This is a genomic window from Bifidobacterium sp. ESL0800 (assembly GCF_029395355.1).
Taxonomy (GTDB): Bacteria; Actinomycetota; Actinomycetes; order Actinomycetales; family Bifidobacteriaceae; genus Bifidobacterium.
The window spans coordinates 1,637,403-1,653,474 of the sequence record NZ_CP113913.1; the positions used below are offsets into that span (position 1 = coordinate 1,637,403).

10 protein-coding genes are annotated in these 16,072 nt (G+C 55.8%); 1 reads left to right on the forward strand and 9 read right to left on the reverse strand.

All coding sequences use genetic code 11. The annotated features are described in order from the left end of the window. Positions 1-8: 8 nt before the first annotated feature. From arfA (OZX75_RS06415) to OZX75_RS06435, 5 genes are all read right to left on the reverse strand, one after another. Positions 9-1,538, reverse strand: a complete 1,530-nt coding sequence (gene arfA / locus OZX75_RS06415) for an arabinosylfuranosidase ArfA (RefSeq protein WP_277145827.1) — start codon at positions 1,536-1,538, stop codon at positions 9-11. Between the two features lie 446 nt (positions 1,539-1,984). After that, the gene (gene arfA, locus OZX75_RS06420) at positions 1,985-3,532 is read right to left on the reverse strand and encodes an arabinosylfuranosidase ArfA (RefSeq protein ID WP_277145828.1); all 1,548 of its coding nucleotides are present in this window, start codon (positions 3,530-3,532) and stop codon (positions 1,985-1,987) included. Positions 3,533-3,684: 152 nt separating this feature from the next. Beyond that, the gene (locus tag OZX75_RS06425; protein WP_348519485.1) at positions 3,685-6,447 is read right to left on the reverse strand and encodes a KUP/HAK/KT family potassium transporter; all 2,763 of its coding nucleotides are present in this window, start codon (positions 6,445-6,447) and stop codon (positions 3,685-3,687) included. 240 nt (positions 6,448-6,687) lie between these two features. Continuing rightward, on the reverse strand, positions 6,688-7,644 hold the full coding sequence (locus OZX75_RS06430) for a TatD family hydrolase (protein WP_277145829.1): 957 nt from the start codon (positions 7,642-7,644) through the stop codon (positions 6,688-6,690). A 45-nt stretch (positions 7,645-7,689) separates the two neighbouring features. Then, entirely contained in the window at positions 7,690-9,822 is a 2,133-nt protein-coding gene (locus OZX75_RS06435; protein ID WP_277145830.1) for a hypothetical protein, read from the reverse strand. Between the two features lie 147 nt (positions 9,823-9,969). On the opposite strand from OZX75_RS06435, the gene OZX75_RS06440 reads away from it, so the two are divergent. Continuing rightward, a complete protein-coding gene (locus OZX75_RS06440; protein ID WP_277145831.1) occupies positions 9,970-10,896 on the forward strand; it encodes a HipA domain-containing protein in 927 nt (308 codons plus the stop codon). Between the two features lie 134 nt (positions 10,897-11,030). Here the strand turns inward: OZX75_RS06440 and OZX75_RS06445 are convergent, their stop codons facing one another. The 4 genes from OZX75_RS06445 to OZX75_RS06460 all read right to left on the reverse strand — a co-directional run bounded on the left by OZX75_RS06445 (position 11,031) and on the right by OZX75_RS06460 (position 15,990). Then, positions 11,031-12,404, reverse strand: a complete 1,374-nt coding sequence (locus tag OZX75_RS06445; protein WP_348519498.1) for a glycoside hydrolase family 27 protein — start codon at positions 12,402-12,404, stop codon at positions 11,031-11,033. A 237-nt stretch (positions 12,405-12,641) separates the two neighbouring features. Beyond that, entirely contained in the window at positions 12,642-13,946 is a 1,305-nt protein-coding gene (locus OZX75_RS06450; RefSeq protein WP_525930235.1) for a glycoside hydrolase family 43 protein, read from the reverse strand. Positions 13,947-14,116: 170 nt separating this feature from the next. Further along, entirely contained in the window at positions 14,117-15,052 is a 936-nt protein-coding gene (locus tag OZX75_RS06455) for a carbohydrate ABC transporter permease (RefSeq protein ID WP_277145833.1), read from the reverse strand. Further along, the gene (locus OZX75_RS06460) at positions 15,049-15,990 is read right to left on the reverse strand and encodes a carbohydrate ABC transporter permease (protein ID WP_277145834.1); all 942 of its coding nucleotides are present in this window, start codon (positions 15,988-15,990) and stop codon (positions 15,049-15,051) included. Before OZX75_RS06460 ends, OZX75_RS06455 begins: the two co-directional genes overlap by 4 nt. Positions 15,991-16,072: the final 82 nt, after the last annotated feature.

A 16,072-nucleotide genomic window follows, 5' to 3' on the forward strand; every position in this document is an offset into this window, starting at 1 on the left:
TTGGATAATCAACAAACATGAATCAACGTCCAAGATACAGGCGCAAGATTCACAGATATCGTGTCGCCATCAATGGCGACGTTGTCGGTGACCTGTGGGGTCACTCGATCGGGCTGCTCGAGCGTGTTGCAGGCCGAGCCGTCATCGTCGTGCAGTGTCCACGATTCGGCCTTGGAGAACCGACGACGGGCCGGCAGCGCAATCTCGAGTTTCGTATTGTCATGCAATGAACGGTTCACTAGGAAGATGGCCAATGACCCATCTTCACAGCGCACGGCCGTATGCCCGATTGCGCTCACCTCGCCATACGCTTGCGTGTCGATGGACGGACCGTCCAGTACGGTCTGGAGGGCCGTGCCGTTCTTGGCGAAGCGCGCGGAAAGCGAGAAAGGATAGAAAATGGTCTGGCGCCAAGCCGGGCCGCCGGGCTCGGTCATGATGGGCGCGATGACGTTGACCAACTGGGCCAGAGAAGCCGAATGAACGGTGTCCGCATTGCGCATCAACGAAATCAGCAGGTCCCCGACCACTGCCGCGTCCGTTACGGAGTAGATCTGCTCCAAAAGCCTCGGAGCGGTAGGCCAATTGCCGATTCCCGATGGGTTATTGGCCGGATCGTTGGCCTTATACCAGACGTTCCACTCATCAAAGGACAGATAGACCTGATGCGAAGTCTTATGGCGGGCCTTCACCGATCGGACGATGGAGGCAATCTCATGAATAAACGCCTCCATATCGGCGCCGGAGGCCATGAAGCTTTGCATATCGCCATTCCAAGGGCGTGAATACGCATGGCAGGACACGAAATCGACCAAATCGTATGTGGCATCGAGAACGGTCTCTTCCCATGAACCGTATGTCTGCATATCGTGCGTGGACGAACCGCAGACCACGAGATCAAGATCGGGATCGATCTGCCGCATACCCGCAGCGACCTCCGCCGCAAGACGACCGTATTCTTCGGCCGTTTTATGCCCCAGCTGCCACGGGCCGTCCATCTCATTGCCCAGGCACCACATACGGATGTCGAACGGCTTGTCGGCACCGTTGGCGCGGCGTGCCTCCGAAAGCTCCGTCCCTCCCGGAACGTTGGCGTATTCCAGCAAATCCATCGCGTTGCCGAGGTCGCGCGTTCCCAGATTCACCGCTTCCATCAGCTCGTTCCCATCAACCTTGCTTAGCCACTTGGCCATCTCATGAAGACCGAACTGGTTGGTTTCCGTGGAATGCCAAGCGGTGTCAAGGCGACGGGGACGACGATCCTTCGGACCGACACCATCTTCCCAACGATAGCCAGAAACGAAATTCCCGCCCGGGTAGCGGATGGTGGTTGCCCCCAACTCACGCACCAGATCAATCACATCCTGGCGGAAACCGTCGGCATCGGCGCTGGGATGACCCGGCTCGTATATACCCGTATAGACGCAGCGTCCAAGATGCTCGACAAACGAGCCAAACAGCCTATCGTCGATAGGGGCAATCTCAAATTCATCATCAACGATAAGTCGCGCTTTGTTGGTTGCGGCACCTTCAGGCATGATCTCCTCTTTCAATTCGCCAAATAGTACAACGTTGTCTTTACAGGCAATATTAGCCAACTCTCTAAAATCCTTGAGGTTAATACAACCTTGTACTTGTTGTATTTATTAACATACACCGCTGCTACTTCTCTTGCAAACTCCTTTGAAATACAAGGTTGTACTTAACGGCTTGTTCCTTTGCAACACGCCGTAAAAATAATTATCTATTTCATCAGCGAAGCGATTATTCCAGGTACAACGACGACGCGCAATTGCGTTGCCGCCCAATATAGAGCAGCGGCTCTTTTGCTCAAGACGCATGCCGACGCTATTACTTTGCAACCATCTTGAGCGCCATCAACCAGTTCGTCACTTTGTACATGCAGCACAAAGAGCAACATAAAACCGCCTTCCGCTTAAAAACAACAGCGAACAGGCGGTTTGAGGATTTCTCTATCGTCACATCATTTCACGCGAATAGCCGTCCATGAAACCGCCGGCAAAGTAAGCTTCACCGTCCCGGATTGTGCATCGAAGGAAACGGTATCGTTGGCATGCGGGGTGACGCGGGTCTGATGTTCCAGCGTGTTCTTAGCGTCGATGTCATCGTCGTGCAGGGTTTGCGCCTTGACACTCAAACGGTCCGACTTCGCTCGCATGTCTTCAGGGATACGCACTTCGAACTCGGCCGGAGTATTCAGCGACCTGTTGACCGCAAAGACGGACACCGAACCATCGGCGCCGCGGACGGCCACAGCGTTGACGCCATCGACCTCGCCATACTTCGGCGTGGAGATCTGCGAGGAGTCCAGCTTCGGCTCGAGCACCGTGCCGCCCTTGGCAAGACCAGCCGTAATCGAGAACGGATAGAACGTGGTCTGTCGCCAAGCCGGGCCACCGGGCTCCGTCATAATCGGCGCGATGACGTTGACCAGCTGAGCCAAACTCGCGGCATGAACTCGGTCCACATTCTTCAAAAGCGTAATCATCAAATCGCCAAAGACCACGGCATCCGCCACAGAGTAGATATCCTCAAGCAAGCGCGGAGCGACCGGCCAGTTGCCGATGCCTTCAGGGTTCTTGCTCGGCTCGGCGTCCTGATACCAAATGTTCCATTCATCGAAGGAGATGAACACGTCATGCTTGCTCTTGAGCCTCGCCTTGGTGGCATCGATGGCAGCGACGACGTCATGAATGAAGCCGTCCATATCAACGCCGGAAGCCAGGAAACTGGCCATGTCGCCATCGTAAGGCTGGTAATAGGCGTGGCAGGAGACGAAGTTGACCAAGTCGTAGCACTTGGAAAGCACCGTCTCTTCCCACATGCCGAACGTAGGCATATTATGCGCCGAAGAACCACAGACCACCAGCTCGAGGTCAGGGTCCATCTGCCGCATGCCGCGGGCCACCGAAGCGGCCAACGTGCCGTAGTCTTCGGCCGACTTGTGACCGAGCTGCCACGGACCGTCCATCTCATTGCCCAAGCACCACATACGGATGTCGAACGGTTTGTCGGCACCGTTGGCGCGACGCGCCTCCGAAAGCTCCGTCCCTCCGGGAATATTGGCATATTCGAGCAGGTCCATCGCGTCCTCGAGACCACGCGTGCCAAGGTTCACGGCCTCCATCAGCTCGTTGCCGCCGGCTTTTTCAAGCCACTTGGCCATCTCATGAAGACCGAACTGGTTGGTTTCCGTGGAATGCCACGCCATATCAAGACGACGAGGACGCCGGTCCTTGGAACCTACGCCATCCTCCCAACGATAACCGGACACGAAATTGCCGCCCGGATAACGGATCGTGGTCGCCCCAAGTTCGCGCACGAGGTCAATCACATCTTGCCGGAATCCATCGGCGTCGGCCGTAGAATGCCCCGGCTCGTAAATGCCGGTATATACGCAACGGCCAAGGTGCTCGACAAATGATCCAAACAGGCGGTTGTCGACCTGCCCTACTTCGAAATCATCATCAACAATCAACCGAGCCGAATTGGCAGATGACGTCTGTGCCATTTTTCTCCTTAACAATTTTTTACATCGTTGTACATATCATGGTAGCGTAACCTTACGAAATACGCTGAATGGCGGATACCACACAGACGCATCAACATACTCAACGAATGATGCGCCTGCATATTCATATCCGATTGGATATCGACTTACGGCTACTTTCCGGACTTGCCGGACTTGATGTCGGGACGCGGCATGACTGTGGTCTGCTCACCGGTATCGACTTTCCCGCGCTCGTCGGCAACGGCTTTCCGCCCGGTTCCTTCCGCCGAAGCCGCGGCCTTGCTTTCCTTCGCGCCCGCATTGCCTTGTGCATCCTGCAGTTTCTGCAGCTTGACGGATTTGGCGAGATTGCCGAGACCTTTACGGCCTTTGGCGAGTTCGACAACGCCGATAGCGTCTGCAGACTTTCTGGAAACACTTATCGCACCGGCACCACCGCGAGCCTTGGAACGACTACGATCCGCCCCCTCCTTGGCATCTTTTCGGCTCGCCGCAGAATCACGCGATTCAACGCGGCGCTTGCCGGAACGCAGAGGCTCGCGCTTGAGCCGCGGGGGACGTCGGGTGGAGAGGAAGAGCGGCTGGACTTCGACCACCGGGTTATAGGGGGCCAGGCCGAACCACTTGACCGGAGAGCCGGCCACATGACGGATGGCATACTTCATCTTGAGGCTCAGAGCCTCGCGGGCCGTCAGCTTGGACTCCGGCATCAAAGCCTTGTGCACCAGCACGTAACGCACCGTGCCGATGTCGGGATCGGCGTCGACCTTCGGATAGACCGACTTCTGCTCCGGCAGCTCGCCGGAAGCGGACAAGTCGTGCATGACCTGATGGATATAGGCCGGAATGGACTGCGAGACCTTGAAGCCGAGCTTGATCCGCACACGGAAAATGTAGTCGGTACCAAAATCCTCCACCGAATACTCGCGCGTGAACGGCTCGTCGGTCGTCACCACCGACACGGCCCACCAGGCGCGCGCACGCTTGGGGTGGTCGGCGAAAATCGAGAAGAAGATATCGGTGTCAAGCCGGTGCATCTCCCAATCGCTGGTCAGATAGACAAGGTTGTCGGCGAAATAGGGAATACGGAAATCGTCATGCAACTTGTCGAGCGCAGGCTTGAAATCACGGGGCTTCATATGCCGACGCTGCGAACGCTCGATCCTGGTTCCGTCGTTCCAAGTGACCATGATCAGAAGGATGCAGGCCGTCAGGAGCATGGTGAACCAGCCGCCGTGCAGGAACTTCGCCATGGAAGCGACGAAGAACAGTGTCTGGATGGCGATGAACACGACGAAGAAGATTCCGGCGAGCACGCGATGGTGCTTGTACCAGATATAAACGGTCAGGAGAATCGTCGTCGTAATCATCGTGACGGTGAGCGCGAGGCCGTAGGCGGCGGAAATGTGCTCGGAGTCCTTGAACAGGGCGAGCACGGAAAGCGTCGCCACACACAGCACGACGTTGACCACCGGGATATAGAGCTGGCCGCGCGTACGGGCCGGGTAACGCACCTGAAGATGTGGCATCCAGTTCAAGCCAGTGGCTTCGCTGACCATGGAGAACGCGCCGGTGATCAGGGCCTGCGAGGCGATGACGCCGGCCGCGACCGAGAGAATGACGCCGACGTAACGCACGTTCGGGCTCATCATCTGGAAGAACGGGTTGACGCCCGCGCCGGCGGCGATCAGCGCCTTGTCGCCTTGATGGCGCAGCATCCACGCGCCTTGGCCGAAGTAGTTGAAGACCAGAGCCACGAAAATGAACGGCCAGGTGAAGTAGATGTTGCCGCGGCCGACGTGGCCCATGTCGGAGTAGAGCGCCTCGGCACCGGTGGTCGAAAGGAAGACCGTGCCCATGATGGCCAGCCCTGCCACGTTGTGTTTGCTGAAGAGGAATTGAATGCCGTAAATCGGGTTGATGGCCTCGAAGATGGACCAGTCGCCACTCAGGTTGGCGATGCCGGTCAGCGCGAGGAAGGCGAACCAGACCATGACCACCGAGCCGAAGACCTTGCCGATACGCTCGGTGCCGCGAGACTGGACGCAGAAGAGGATGACGATGATCGCTACGGTGATCATCAGTGAAAGGTTGCCGTTTTCGCGGAACACCGGCTCGAAGAGCGGAATGGTCTTCAGGCCTTCCACTGCCGAGGAGATCGAGACGGCCGGGGTCAGCACAGAATCCGCCAGGAACGCCGCCCCGCCCAGCATCGCGGGGATGACCAGCCACTTGCCGTGGTGACGAATCAGCGAGAACAGCGCGAAAATGCCGCCCTCACCCTTGTTGTCGATGCGCATGGCGACGAGCACGTATTTGACGGTGGTGATCAGCGTGATCGACCAGAAAACCAGCGAAAGCAGGCCAAGTACCGCAGGCCTGTCGATGTTGCCGAGACCGCCCTGCCCGGCGAGGAAGGTCTGCGAAGTGTAGAGCGGGGACGTGCCGATGTCGCCGTAGACCACGCCGAGCGCGACGATGGCCATGCCCAGCGTGACCTTGTCGGGGCTGGACTGCATCTTGCGCCACCAGCGACCGAGAGGGCCGCGCGACGAGGCTTCGGTCAGCTTTTTGGCCTCTTCCTGCTCTTCCTGCTCGTGCTTGGCGATGGCCTGACGTTCCTCGCGGGTCAACGTGTCACGCGCGACCTTGGGTGCGTTGGTAAAGGTGTCGGCGCGAAGCAACGCTTTCTTCTCCGCGCTCACGGCACGCTTTTCGGCTCTGAGTGCCTTCTGCTCGGCAGTGACCGCTTGTTTCTGCGCCTTTGAGGCGACTTTACTCACCTCATCGGTCTCATGTTCCAGCTTGCGGACGGCCTTCTTTTCCGCCGAATTTTTTTCGGTTTTGCCGTCATTGCGACGCCGAATTCTTCGATTTTGAGGCTGCTTTGACCCACGATCCTGCGATTGCGCCATGACCTGCCCTCCAAAGCGGAAAAACGAAACCTTCCCGCATACCATTTCTTCTCAAAGCCCGGCTTGCGGGCGCCCTCGTTTATAAAACCAAAGCGACAGTTTAGCCTCGTAATCTCAATAAACCAAAATCGACCCTGGAAAAGGCGATGTCGAAACCTTCAAAATTACATTCAGTGCATACGAATATCGGGGATTATATATTTTTCATCAAATTACCGTAAAAATCGTCGGGACCGAGCTTTACACGCCGTACACAGCCCTCGTCGTCCGACGCGTCGCCTCTGCGACTTCACCTACCGGCAAATCAAGGGCGTCCGCAAGCGCTTTCAAGGTATAAGGAATCATATATGGAGCGTTCGTGCGGCCGCGATACGGCATCGGGGTGAGGTAGGGAGCATCGGTTTCGACCATGATGTGATCGAGGCCCACCACGGCGGCAGATCTGCGGATCTCCTCGTTGCCTTTGAAGCTGGATGCGCCGGAGAAGCTCAGATACCAGCCCTGCTCGCGGGCGATCTGCGCAAGTTCGGTGTCGCCGGACCAGCTGTGGAAGACGGTGCGCTCCGGGCTGCCGTCTCTGAGCAGCGTTTCGATGACCTCCTTATGGGCATCGCGGTCGTGAATCTGCATCGGCAGGTTGAGCTCCTTGGCCAACGCGATATGGGCACGGAAGGCTTCGCGCTGGATTTCCATCGCCGCAGCCCCCGTGCGGAAGAGGTCCATGCCGGTCTCGCCGATGGCCACCACCTGCTGCGGGTATTTCACGGCCAAACGATGAACTTCCGCGAGCGCATCCTCGAAACTCACATCGTGCCACGGCTGGTACTTGATCGGCAGCCCGTCCGGCCCCGGCACGCCCCGATGTCCGTGCAACACCGCCTCGTTCGGGTGGATCGCCAGGCCGGCGTGAACAACGCCGGGATGGTCGAGCGCCATTTGCACCGCGACCTTCAAATTCGGCAGTTCGCAGCCGACGTCAATGACGCCCTCGACCCCGACGGCCTGCGCCTGCCCCAGAATCTCGTCGACGTTGTAAACCGGCACCGGCGGCTGGTCACGCTCGATCGCTTGCCGGTTCATCTCGCGGGCGAAGGGCACCACACTCGCCACATGCGTGTGGTCGTCGACCACATGCACCCCGTCCGGCAACGCCTCCGGAGCCGGCGCCCAACTACGATCCCGATGTTTCTTGCTCATGATTTCAGTCTAGTGAAAGGCTTAACGCAAGAAACTCATTAGTATTTATTCCTCACTTTCAAAAAATTCCAGCCTTTTAATCACTTCCGGCATCACTTCGGGATATTTTTGCTTGTACAATTCGATTCCCTTCCGCGTTAGCCTACCAATACTCAATGATTCACTTTCAGCAAAGAGCCCATCCAACTGCTGACAGACTTCCCATTCACTTTGCAAGCAGGATTTCAACGCCAACAAATAAAGCGAACTATACCGCCTATTCCCATAGCAATCCAGGAATTCCTCAGTAATCGAAGAATCAAAGAGACCGTCAACAACTTTGCCTATTTCATCTTGGGAACACCATGAATCGATGGAATGTGAAGCATGTTCTAAATCATTCCAAACAGCAGACTTCAAATCTGTCTTGGTTATTTTCCTACCACCTTTCAGCTTGCATGTTCCACCGTCAATTAGTGGATTATCCTTTTGTAGTCCATTTCTATACACGTCATAATGTTGAGCAACTTGCAATTCCCGCTGTTCATCAGAACTGCGATACGCGCCAATCCATAATAGATGGCTAAGCTTTTTCTCAAACGGCAATAGGTCATAAACGCTTTTCAACGACCATTCAGGAATCCGGCTCAAATCAGGCGAAGAGATAAAAGACCACAATTCATCAAGTACGGCTCGATTCCTCGATTGATTCAGTGTTGGATTCGGGCATATACTTTCAAGCCAATACTCCTGTTGCCGCTGATTGTCCCATATCTCTTCAACTTTGGAATCTCCAAGCATTTGCGGGAGAAGAGATACAGCCTGCTTAAAAAGATAATCCCCGGTATTTTTCTGTACGACACTTTGCGTAGTTTTATCCTCGGATGTCTTTCCCTCGAAAGGCCCTTGCAGCATCTTGGACAGCCATGCTTCGGAACCATCCTTATCACCATTACGGCAAACCAAATTACCGTAGCACTGTTCAATCATCGCTTGTACCACGTCAAGTTTCGGTTCGTTTTCATCTTCGGGCCAAAGAGACATTGATTCCGATAAATCCACACGGGTATCGTTAAAATACTTTGCATACAAGTCGGGCCACAAAGCCGATATCTTGTCAAGAAGCCCTTTATCTTCATATCTCTGGCTGGCAAGCACTTCAATGAAATCAGGCGAAGCCTCCAAACCAGCGTTATACAAGAACCTCCATTTTCGCTTTAAATATAAAGCCACGTTGAGCAGTCGTTTATCGAGATCTACTACGCTTCGAGTGAAGTCATTCAGCTTATTGCGTTTCCCGCTATCAGTAAGATGCAATGCCGCGTAGATAGGTTCCTCAGTGTCCAAACCCAACCAGTCTCCAAACGCATATTTAATATAGGTAATCTTGGACTGGTTATCATCCAATTGGCCAATGTCTGATTCAAGCTGTCCAATCGGATCGGCATTACGAGCATTTCTAATATCCTCATTTAAATAACCATGAAATGTATGAGTAGTTTTTTGTTCGATAAGCTTTTGCCCTTTGTAAGATACCCAGTCGGTCGAACCATCAAATGTCAATGCCATATACACCGAAAATATAAGAACCAACAAACCTACGCAATAGAGCGAGAGCCATATATCAAAGGGCCATGAATCTTGAGAGAACTGAGTAAAACACTTCTGATCATCACCATAGATGGCACGTAACGCGGCCACACCCATGGGAATAAAATAGAGGAACAATATGGACAAACCAAAAAACTGACTCCTCGCTAATCTAAAAGGCCAGTATGTTTGTAAATATACAAGATTAATATTACTGCCTAAATATTTATTATCTTCATATCTATTTTTAATCGATCCAAAAAAAGTAATGGCAAGGGACAACAGCGCAGTCAAACCAAGATCCGCAGTAATTGCCTGTAAAAACAGCTGTTCATTAGATTTTTTATCACTTCCAAAAGATATGAATACAGAAATCGGTTTATCACGTAAAAACCACACAATAAGTGCTGCAGTAAGCAGCAAGAAAAAATCAGGACTTTTAAAAAAGCTTAAGCAAGAAGCCAGCTTAGGGTAATAGGGCCTCTTATTCTCAACGACCTCGGAAAGCCCACGAAGACCAACGCCACATACGGAAGCCGCAGTTTCTACAACTATGTACACGATCGCAACAGCAATGATTATCTTAATCAAGTGAATCACAAACGCCATAAACCCCACCACTCTGTACAATTCCAAACCTAATCAGCAATTATATTGCAAAATAAACAAAAACGTATACGGCTTGAACGTTTCAACTCCGCTAGAATAGAAAAACAAAACACGGATTATCGCTTTTCAATTGGTATGGAGATGTACATGCTGGAACTGGTGAATTTCGAACCATGCCCTGATTCAGGACGGTTCTACGGCGGCGACGCGGGCCGCAAAGTCGGCGTGAGCTGGAACGGCGACGATTGGATGCTCAAATTCCCCGGACCCACCAAAGAGCTGACCGGTTCGGTGCCGTCCTATACCTCGGCTCCACTTTCCGAATTTTTAGGTTCGCAGATTTATGCAATGCACGGTATCGACGTACACGAGACAAAGCTCGGCATTCGAGAAGGAAAACTGGTTTGCGCCTGCAAGGATTTCGAGGCAAACCACGGCCGACTCGTCGAATTCCGCGAACTCAAAAACTCCATGTCAGACGACGAAGCCGGATTCTCCGGAAGCCCTTCAGATGGACGCAATGTCGTGCTAGCTGACGTACGAGCCACCATTTACCGTCATCCATGGCTCAACCGGATACCCGGTGCCATCGAACGATTCTGGGACATGTTCATCATCGACTCGTTCATCCGTAATGTCGATCGCAACAACACGAACTGGGGCATCCTCATTAACGGTGAACACACAAGCCTCGCCCCGGTCTATGACAACGGCAGCTCTCTGTACAACAAACGCACGCCCAAGCAGATTCACGAGCATCTGCACAATGAAAACCTGCTCAATCAAGACATTCTGGACGTGCGATCCTGCTATCTCGACGACAGAGGCCACCACATAGCCCCGCTCAAATACATCGCTTCGCTGCAGGACGAGGAATGCAACAATGCATTGGTAAGATTCGTAAACAGCTATGATCAGACACGACTCGATGCGCTGTTTGACAGTCTGCCGAACGAGTATGCAGGCATACATGTCGCCGATGACGAATACCGAGAATACCACAAGCGTATTCTCACCCAACGCTACGAACAGATGCTGTTGCCGACATACCGAAAAATAATAGCAGCCAGCTAAATGACATCAACTATGCCGCAAAATCCTGTTTAGGAGTAGGCGCCCTTCAGATTTTCTTCAAAACAAGGTTCTCACCGACTGCAGGGGTGGCCGGTGAGAACCTTCAGTGTTGCACTTCACAGCTGAGAAGTGCCTTACTTGTCCAGCGCGAACCAGAGGACGCCGTGCGGGGCGATCGTGCCCTTGAGTACGCGATCGGCGCCCGTACCAGCGACGCGGGCGGTCGGGATTTCCGCGTCGCCATCGGCGACACCGGCGAAGAGATCGGCTACCTTCCACGGCTTCTCGGCATCGGCAAGCCCCACCAGAGCCTTCAGCTCAATGTTGCCCTGCAACTCATAGTCGTCGTCGCCCGTCCAGAACATCGCGGCATAGTGGCCGCCCCGGTGCGCCGAAGCGGTGCCATCGGCCCAGTCCTCGGCGTCCGCGGCCCACACGATGAGATCGCCGCGGTAGGAGCTTTCGTCGCCCCACGTCCCGTAAATACGTTCGCGTACCAGCTCGCGATTGTTGCCCGAGCCGTCCGTGGCCTCCCGCATCGCCGGATTGGCCAGCAACGCTATGGTCTCCGGAGTGCTCGTGGGCAGGTCGCCGCCCACCATCAGCGGCGAGCGCCCCATCGCCCAGAGCGCCATCAGGGTCCGGCGTTCGTTGCGGGTCAGCCGGCTATCGCGGTCATCCCCGCGTTCGGCGCGAAGCCCGATATGGCCGAGCGGCAGCATGTCGGCGTCGGCGAAATGGCCGGCCCGCTGCAGCGGCGCCCAGCGGGCGAGGCGCGAGAACTGCTGGTACACATCGTCCCAGCGGTCCCACAGATCGTCGGAGATACGCCACATCTGGGCATTGCTGCGCAGGAAATCCACATACGTGGGCGCAACCCAGCCACCAGGCGAAAGCGAAAGCGAAATCTCATGACCCGGGTGGCTGGCCTCGGCCTTGGCGATGGCCCGGTGGTAAGCGGCGATTTCGTCGGCGTGGAACGGCGTCTGCATGTCGTCGACCTTGAGGAAGTCGATGCCCCAGTCGGCGAACTGGTCAATCTGCGCGTCGTAGAAAGCCTGTGCACCGGGATGGTCCTGGTTCAGTCCGTAATTATCCGGATTCCATACACACACATGATCCTTGTCGACCACATCGCGAGCGGTATATTGCGTACCCTTGACCGGCAGATTGCGCTCAACCGCCAGCCTGGGGATGCCGCGCATCACATGGATGCCGAGCTTCAGCCCCAGCTCGTGCACCTTGGCGGCGAGCGGGCCGAATCCCTTGCCATCGGCGGCACTGGGGAAACGCACCGGATCGGGCATCTGCCGGCCATACCCGTCGAGAATCAGCGGCGCGTCGGCGTTGTAGCCATGGGCACGAGCAGTCGGGTCGTACCAGTCGATGTCGATGACCACCGTGTCCCATCCCACGCTCTTCAAATGCTCGGCCATGAATCGGGCGTTGGCCATCAGCTCGTCCTCGGTGACGGTGGTGCCGTAGGAATCCCAGCTGTTCCACCCCATCGGAGGCCGCAGCGCCTTAAGCTGCCCCTTTGCCGAATCACGCATTTCATTCGTTGTCATCGTCAGTCCCTTCATCATCGGTTTTTCATCGTTGACCTTGCTGGTCTGCCGCGGCGACAGGAACCTTTCGTCTCCCGTTGCCGACAGAGCCAAATCAATCGCTTGCTATTGGTTTGCTGCTTGATTTGTTCTGGCGGAGGCGAAAACGTCAGTCATCGCAACCCGCCAGAACCTTTTCTACCTCCACAATGCTGCACGCAAGCGCTCGTAGGCGCTGCGGTCCAGCGAAAGCACCCCGCCATGCTTGGTATGCGCAGAGAGGCTGAAATCGGCGGCATCCAGCGGTTTCCAACCTTGCTCGAGGTCATCGGAGACCATAGGCCGGTAGCCGGTCGAGGGAATGACGTCGACCAGCAGATACCAGCGGTCGCTGCCCAGGGTGTGGTCGGCGAAGACGGCCGGCCCTTCCTCGCCGTTGCCGGCGTCGTAGTTGTCGCCAATATTGGTCTGGATGGTCCGCCAAGCGGTGCCCGGCCTCCACCAGCGCCTCGCATCCGTGGCATCCATCCAGATACCGCGGCCGAACGTGTTGTCCTTGGTGATGCGGTAGGTGCGCAGCCCGCCGTTTGGCTGCACACGCTGAATCATCGTCGTGTCGATGGAGTCGCCGCCAGTGTCGATGAACCTGCCGCCGAATTCGAAGGTATCCTGCGTGAAGTCCGTCGTGGCACCCCACAAAACAGTGTCATGCACATCCTCGGCACGATGCTCCGGGTCGTCGGGACCGAAAATCTTGGACGACCAATACATCACGAACGCGCCACGCCCACCTGCATGAGTCTCCGGGTAATAATCCGGCACCCACAGGCACTCACAGGCCCAGGCCATCCCCAGCTCCAAGCAGTCACTTGTGGCAACGTCAGCACTCTTACGGCCATTGCCGTTCCTGCCCGCGCTCTCTCGGACATTGGCATCGCTACCATCAATGCCGTCACCGTTTTCTCCGAAGCCGACATTATCGTCATCGCGCCTGTCGTCGGCGTCAACGCTGCCATTGCCGCCGAAGCACCCCCGACCATATTCCCCCTCGGCCGCATAGTGCAGCGGCCGTGAGACATCCAGCGGTCTTGGCCCCCGCCAATGCACCAAATCGTCGGACTCCCAGATGATGAGACTGGTGCTGCCGTGGTGCGACCAGTCGTACCAGTTCGCGCCATCCTCCGGTCTGCCGCCGAAGACACGCAGATCGGTGGCGATGATGTAATACTTACTGGTTTCCGGGTTGCGAATGACATGTGGGTCGCGCACACCGGTGGTGCCGATGCCGGAAGTCAGTATCGGCTCGCCGCCGTTGAGCGGAATCCAGTGGGTGGGGTCGTCGCCTCGGGAAAGGTCAAAGTAGATCCTCTCGGCGTATCCATCCGGGTCCTCCCTGAAATGGACCAACAGGTAGCCATACGGGTCGCCAAGCACGGCCGTGTCTTCGGTCATTTTACGTTTGAGCCTTTCTGCATTCGATGAGCCGTCGTCGTCAATCATCACATCCACATTTCTTTAAAACCGTATTACTTTCAACATACGTGACATACAGGTTCGGGCCGTCCCACAAAAGCGTGAAACGACCCGAACTTCAAGCTGCGTCAAGCAGCGATTGTCTTACGCGACGCTGTGAAAGGAGGGGAACAGGATTCACAACGTCGCCCAAGGACTGTTTACTTCATGCCTGTCATGGCGATGCCCTCGACGAACCTCTTCTGGATGAAGAAGAACACGATGACCAACGGCAGCGCGGAAATCAACGCACCTGCCATCACCACGCCATACGGGGTCACGGACGAGCCATGGCCGGTCAGCATGGCGAGACCGACGGTGATCGTGCGGGTCTCGGGACGCGACGTCATGATCAACGGCCAGAGCAGATCGTTCCAGTTGCCCATCAGGTTGAACATCGTGATCGTGAGCAGGGCCGGAACCGAGTTCGGCAGGATGATCTGGAAGAAGATGCGCAGTTCGCCGGCGCCATCGATACGCGCCGCGTTATCCAGGTCTTTTGGAATGGAGATGAAGAACTGCCGCAGCAGGAAGATGCCGCCCACATCGGCCATACGAGGAATGATGATGCCCCAGTAGCTATTGACCAGACCCATGCTGGCCAGCAGCTTGTAGACCGGGATCAGCAGGGCCATGGCAGGAATCATCATCGTGGCGATGAGGATGTCGAGCAGGACCGTGCGTCCCTTGAAATCGATACGCGAGAGGCCATAGGCGGCGAGCGAATCGAAGAAGACCGAGAAGATGGTTACCGCGCAGGCGAAGACCGCGGCGTTGATCATTTCGCGGCCGATCGGGAGCCTCTGGAACAGCGACGTGTAATTGGCCAACGTGAACGCGCTCGGAATGAGTTTTGGCGGCCAGGTCTCGGTGATGTCCTTCGGCGTGAAGGATACGAGAACGACCACGAGCAGCGGGAAGATCATCAGGAACGTGATCAGCGCCAGCGCGACATAGCTCCAGAAGAGCCCAAAACGGCGACGGAACCTTGCCCTCTTGCGCAGACGTGCGTTTTCGGCGTTGGCCTTTTCATTGCGCACCATCGCTTCCGCGGACAGCGACAGACCAGAAACAGGAGTATCAGTGGCGTTACTCATGCGATTTCCTCCTTCTCATGACGTGCGTTGTTGACCAGCACGCACAGGCCGACGATAAGCGTCATAATGAGCAGCACGTACGACAGCGCGGACGCGTAGCCAAGTTTGCCGTTGCCGAACGCTTCAGTGTAGATACGATAGACGATGGTCTCGGTGGCGCGGTCAGGGCCGCCGGAAGTCATGATGAAGACCTGATCGAAGACCTGGAAGGAACCGATGAGGCCGAAGATCATGATGTAGACAAACGTCGGGCGCAGCGCAGGAACGGTGATATAGCGGAACTTCTGCCAGGCGTTGACGCCATCGAGCGCGGCGGCCTCATAGAGTTCCTGCGAGATGCCCTGCAGGCCAGCCAGGAAGATGACCATGAAGTAGCCGAAATTCTTCCAAACGGTGATCAGCACGATGGTGATCATGGCCGTGGAACTGGTGCCGAGCAAATCCATGTGCTGGATGCCGGTAATCTTGCCGACCCAATACGGCACCAGGCCGAGCGACGGTGAAAGGATGAAGTCCCATGCGATGGCCGCGACGGTCATCGAAATGACGTAGGGCAGGAACATGAACGTGCGGAAGAATCCGACGAACTTCAGATCCTTACGGTTGAGCAGCAATGCAAAGAGCAGGGCCACAATCACCACAAGCGGGGCGTAAAGCACTGCATAGAACAAGGTGTTGATGACGTCCGTACGGAAGTCGGCGTTGCCGAACAACTTGACGTAGTTGCGCAACCCGACGAACATGCCCTTGGAATTGATACGGTCGGTGGTCAACGACGTCAGGAACGTCTGCACCGCCGGATAAAAGACGAATACTGCAAGAATGATTAACGCTGGGGCAACAAATGCGATGCCCTTGAGGAAGTTACGGCGCGAGAGCGCTTTTTTGTTCTCTTTCGCCGTCACGTCCCCGCCATTGCGGGCGACTGCTCTGTCCATGATTTCCCTTCCGAATACTGCAAAATTTCGGTTTCCGGCTGGACGCTCGCACTTGTGGCGGGCGCCCAGCCGGAACCGGTGC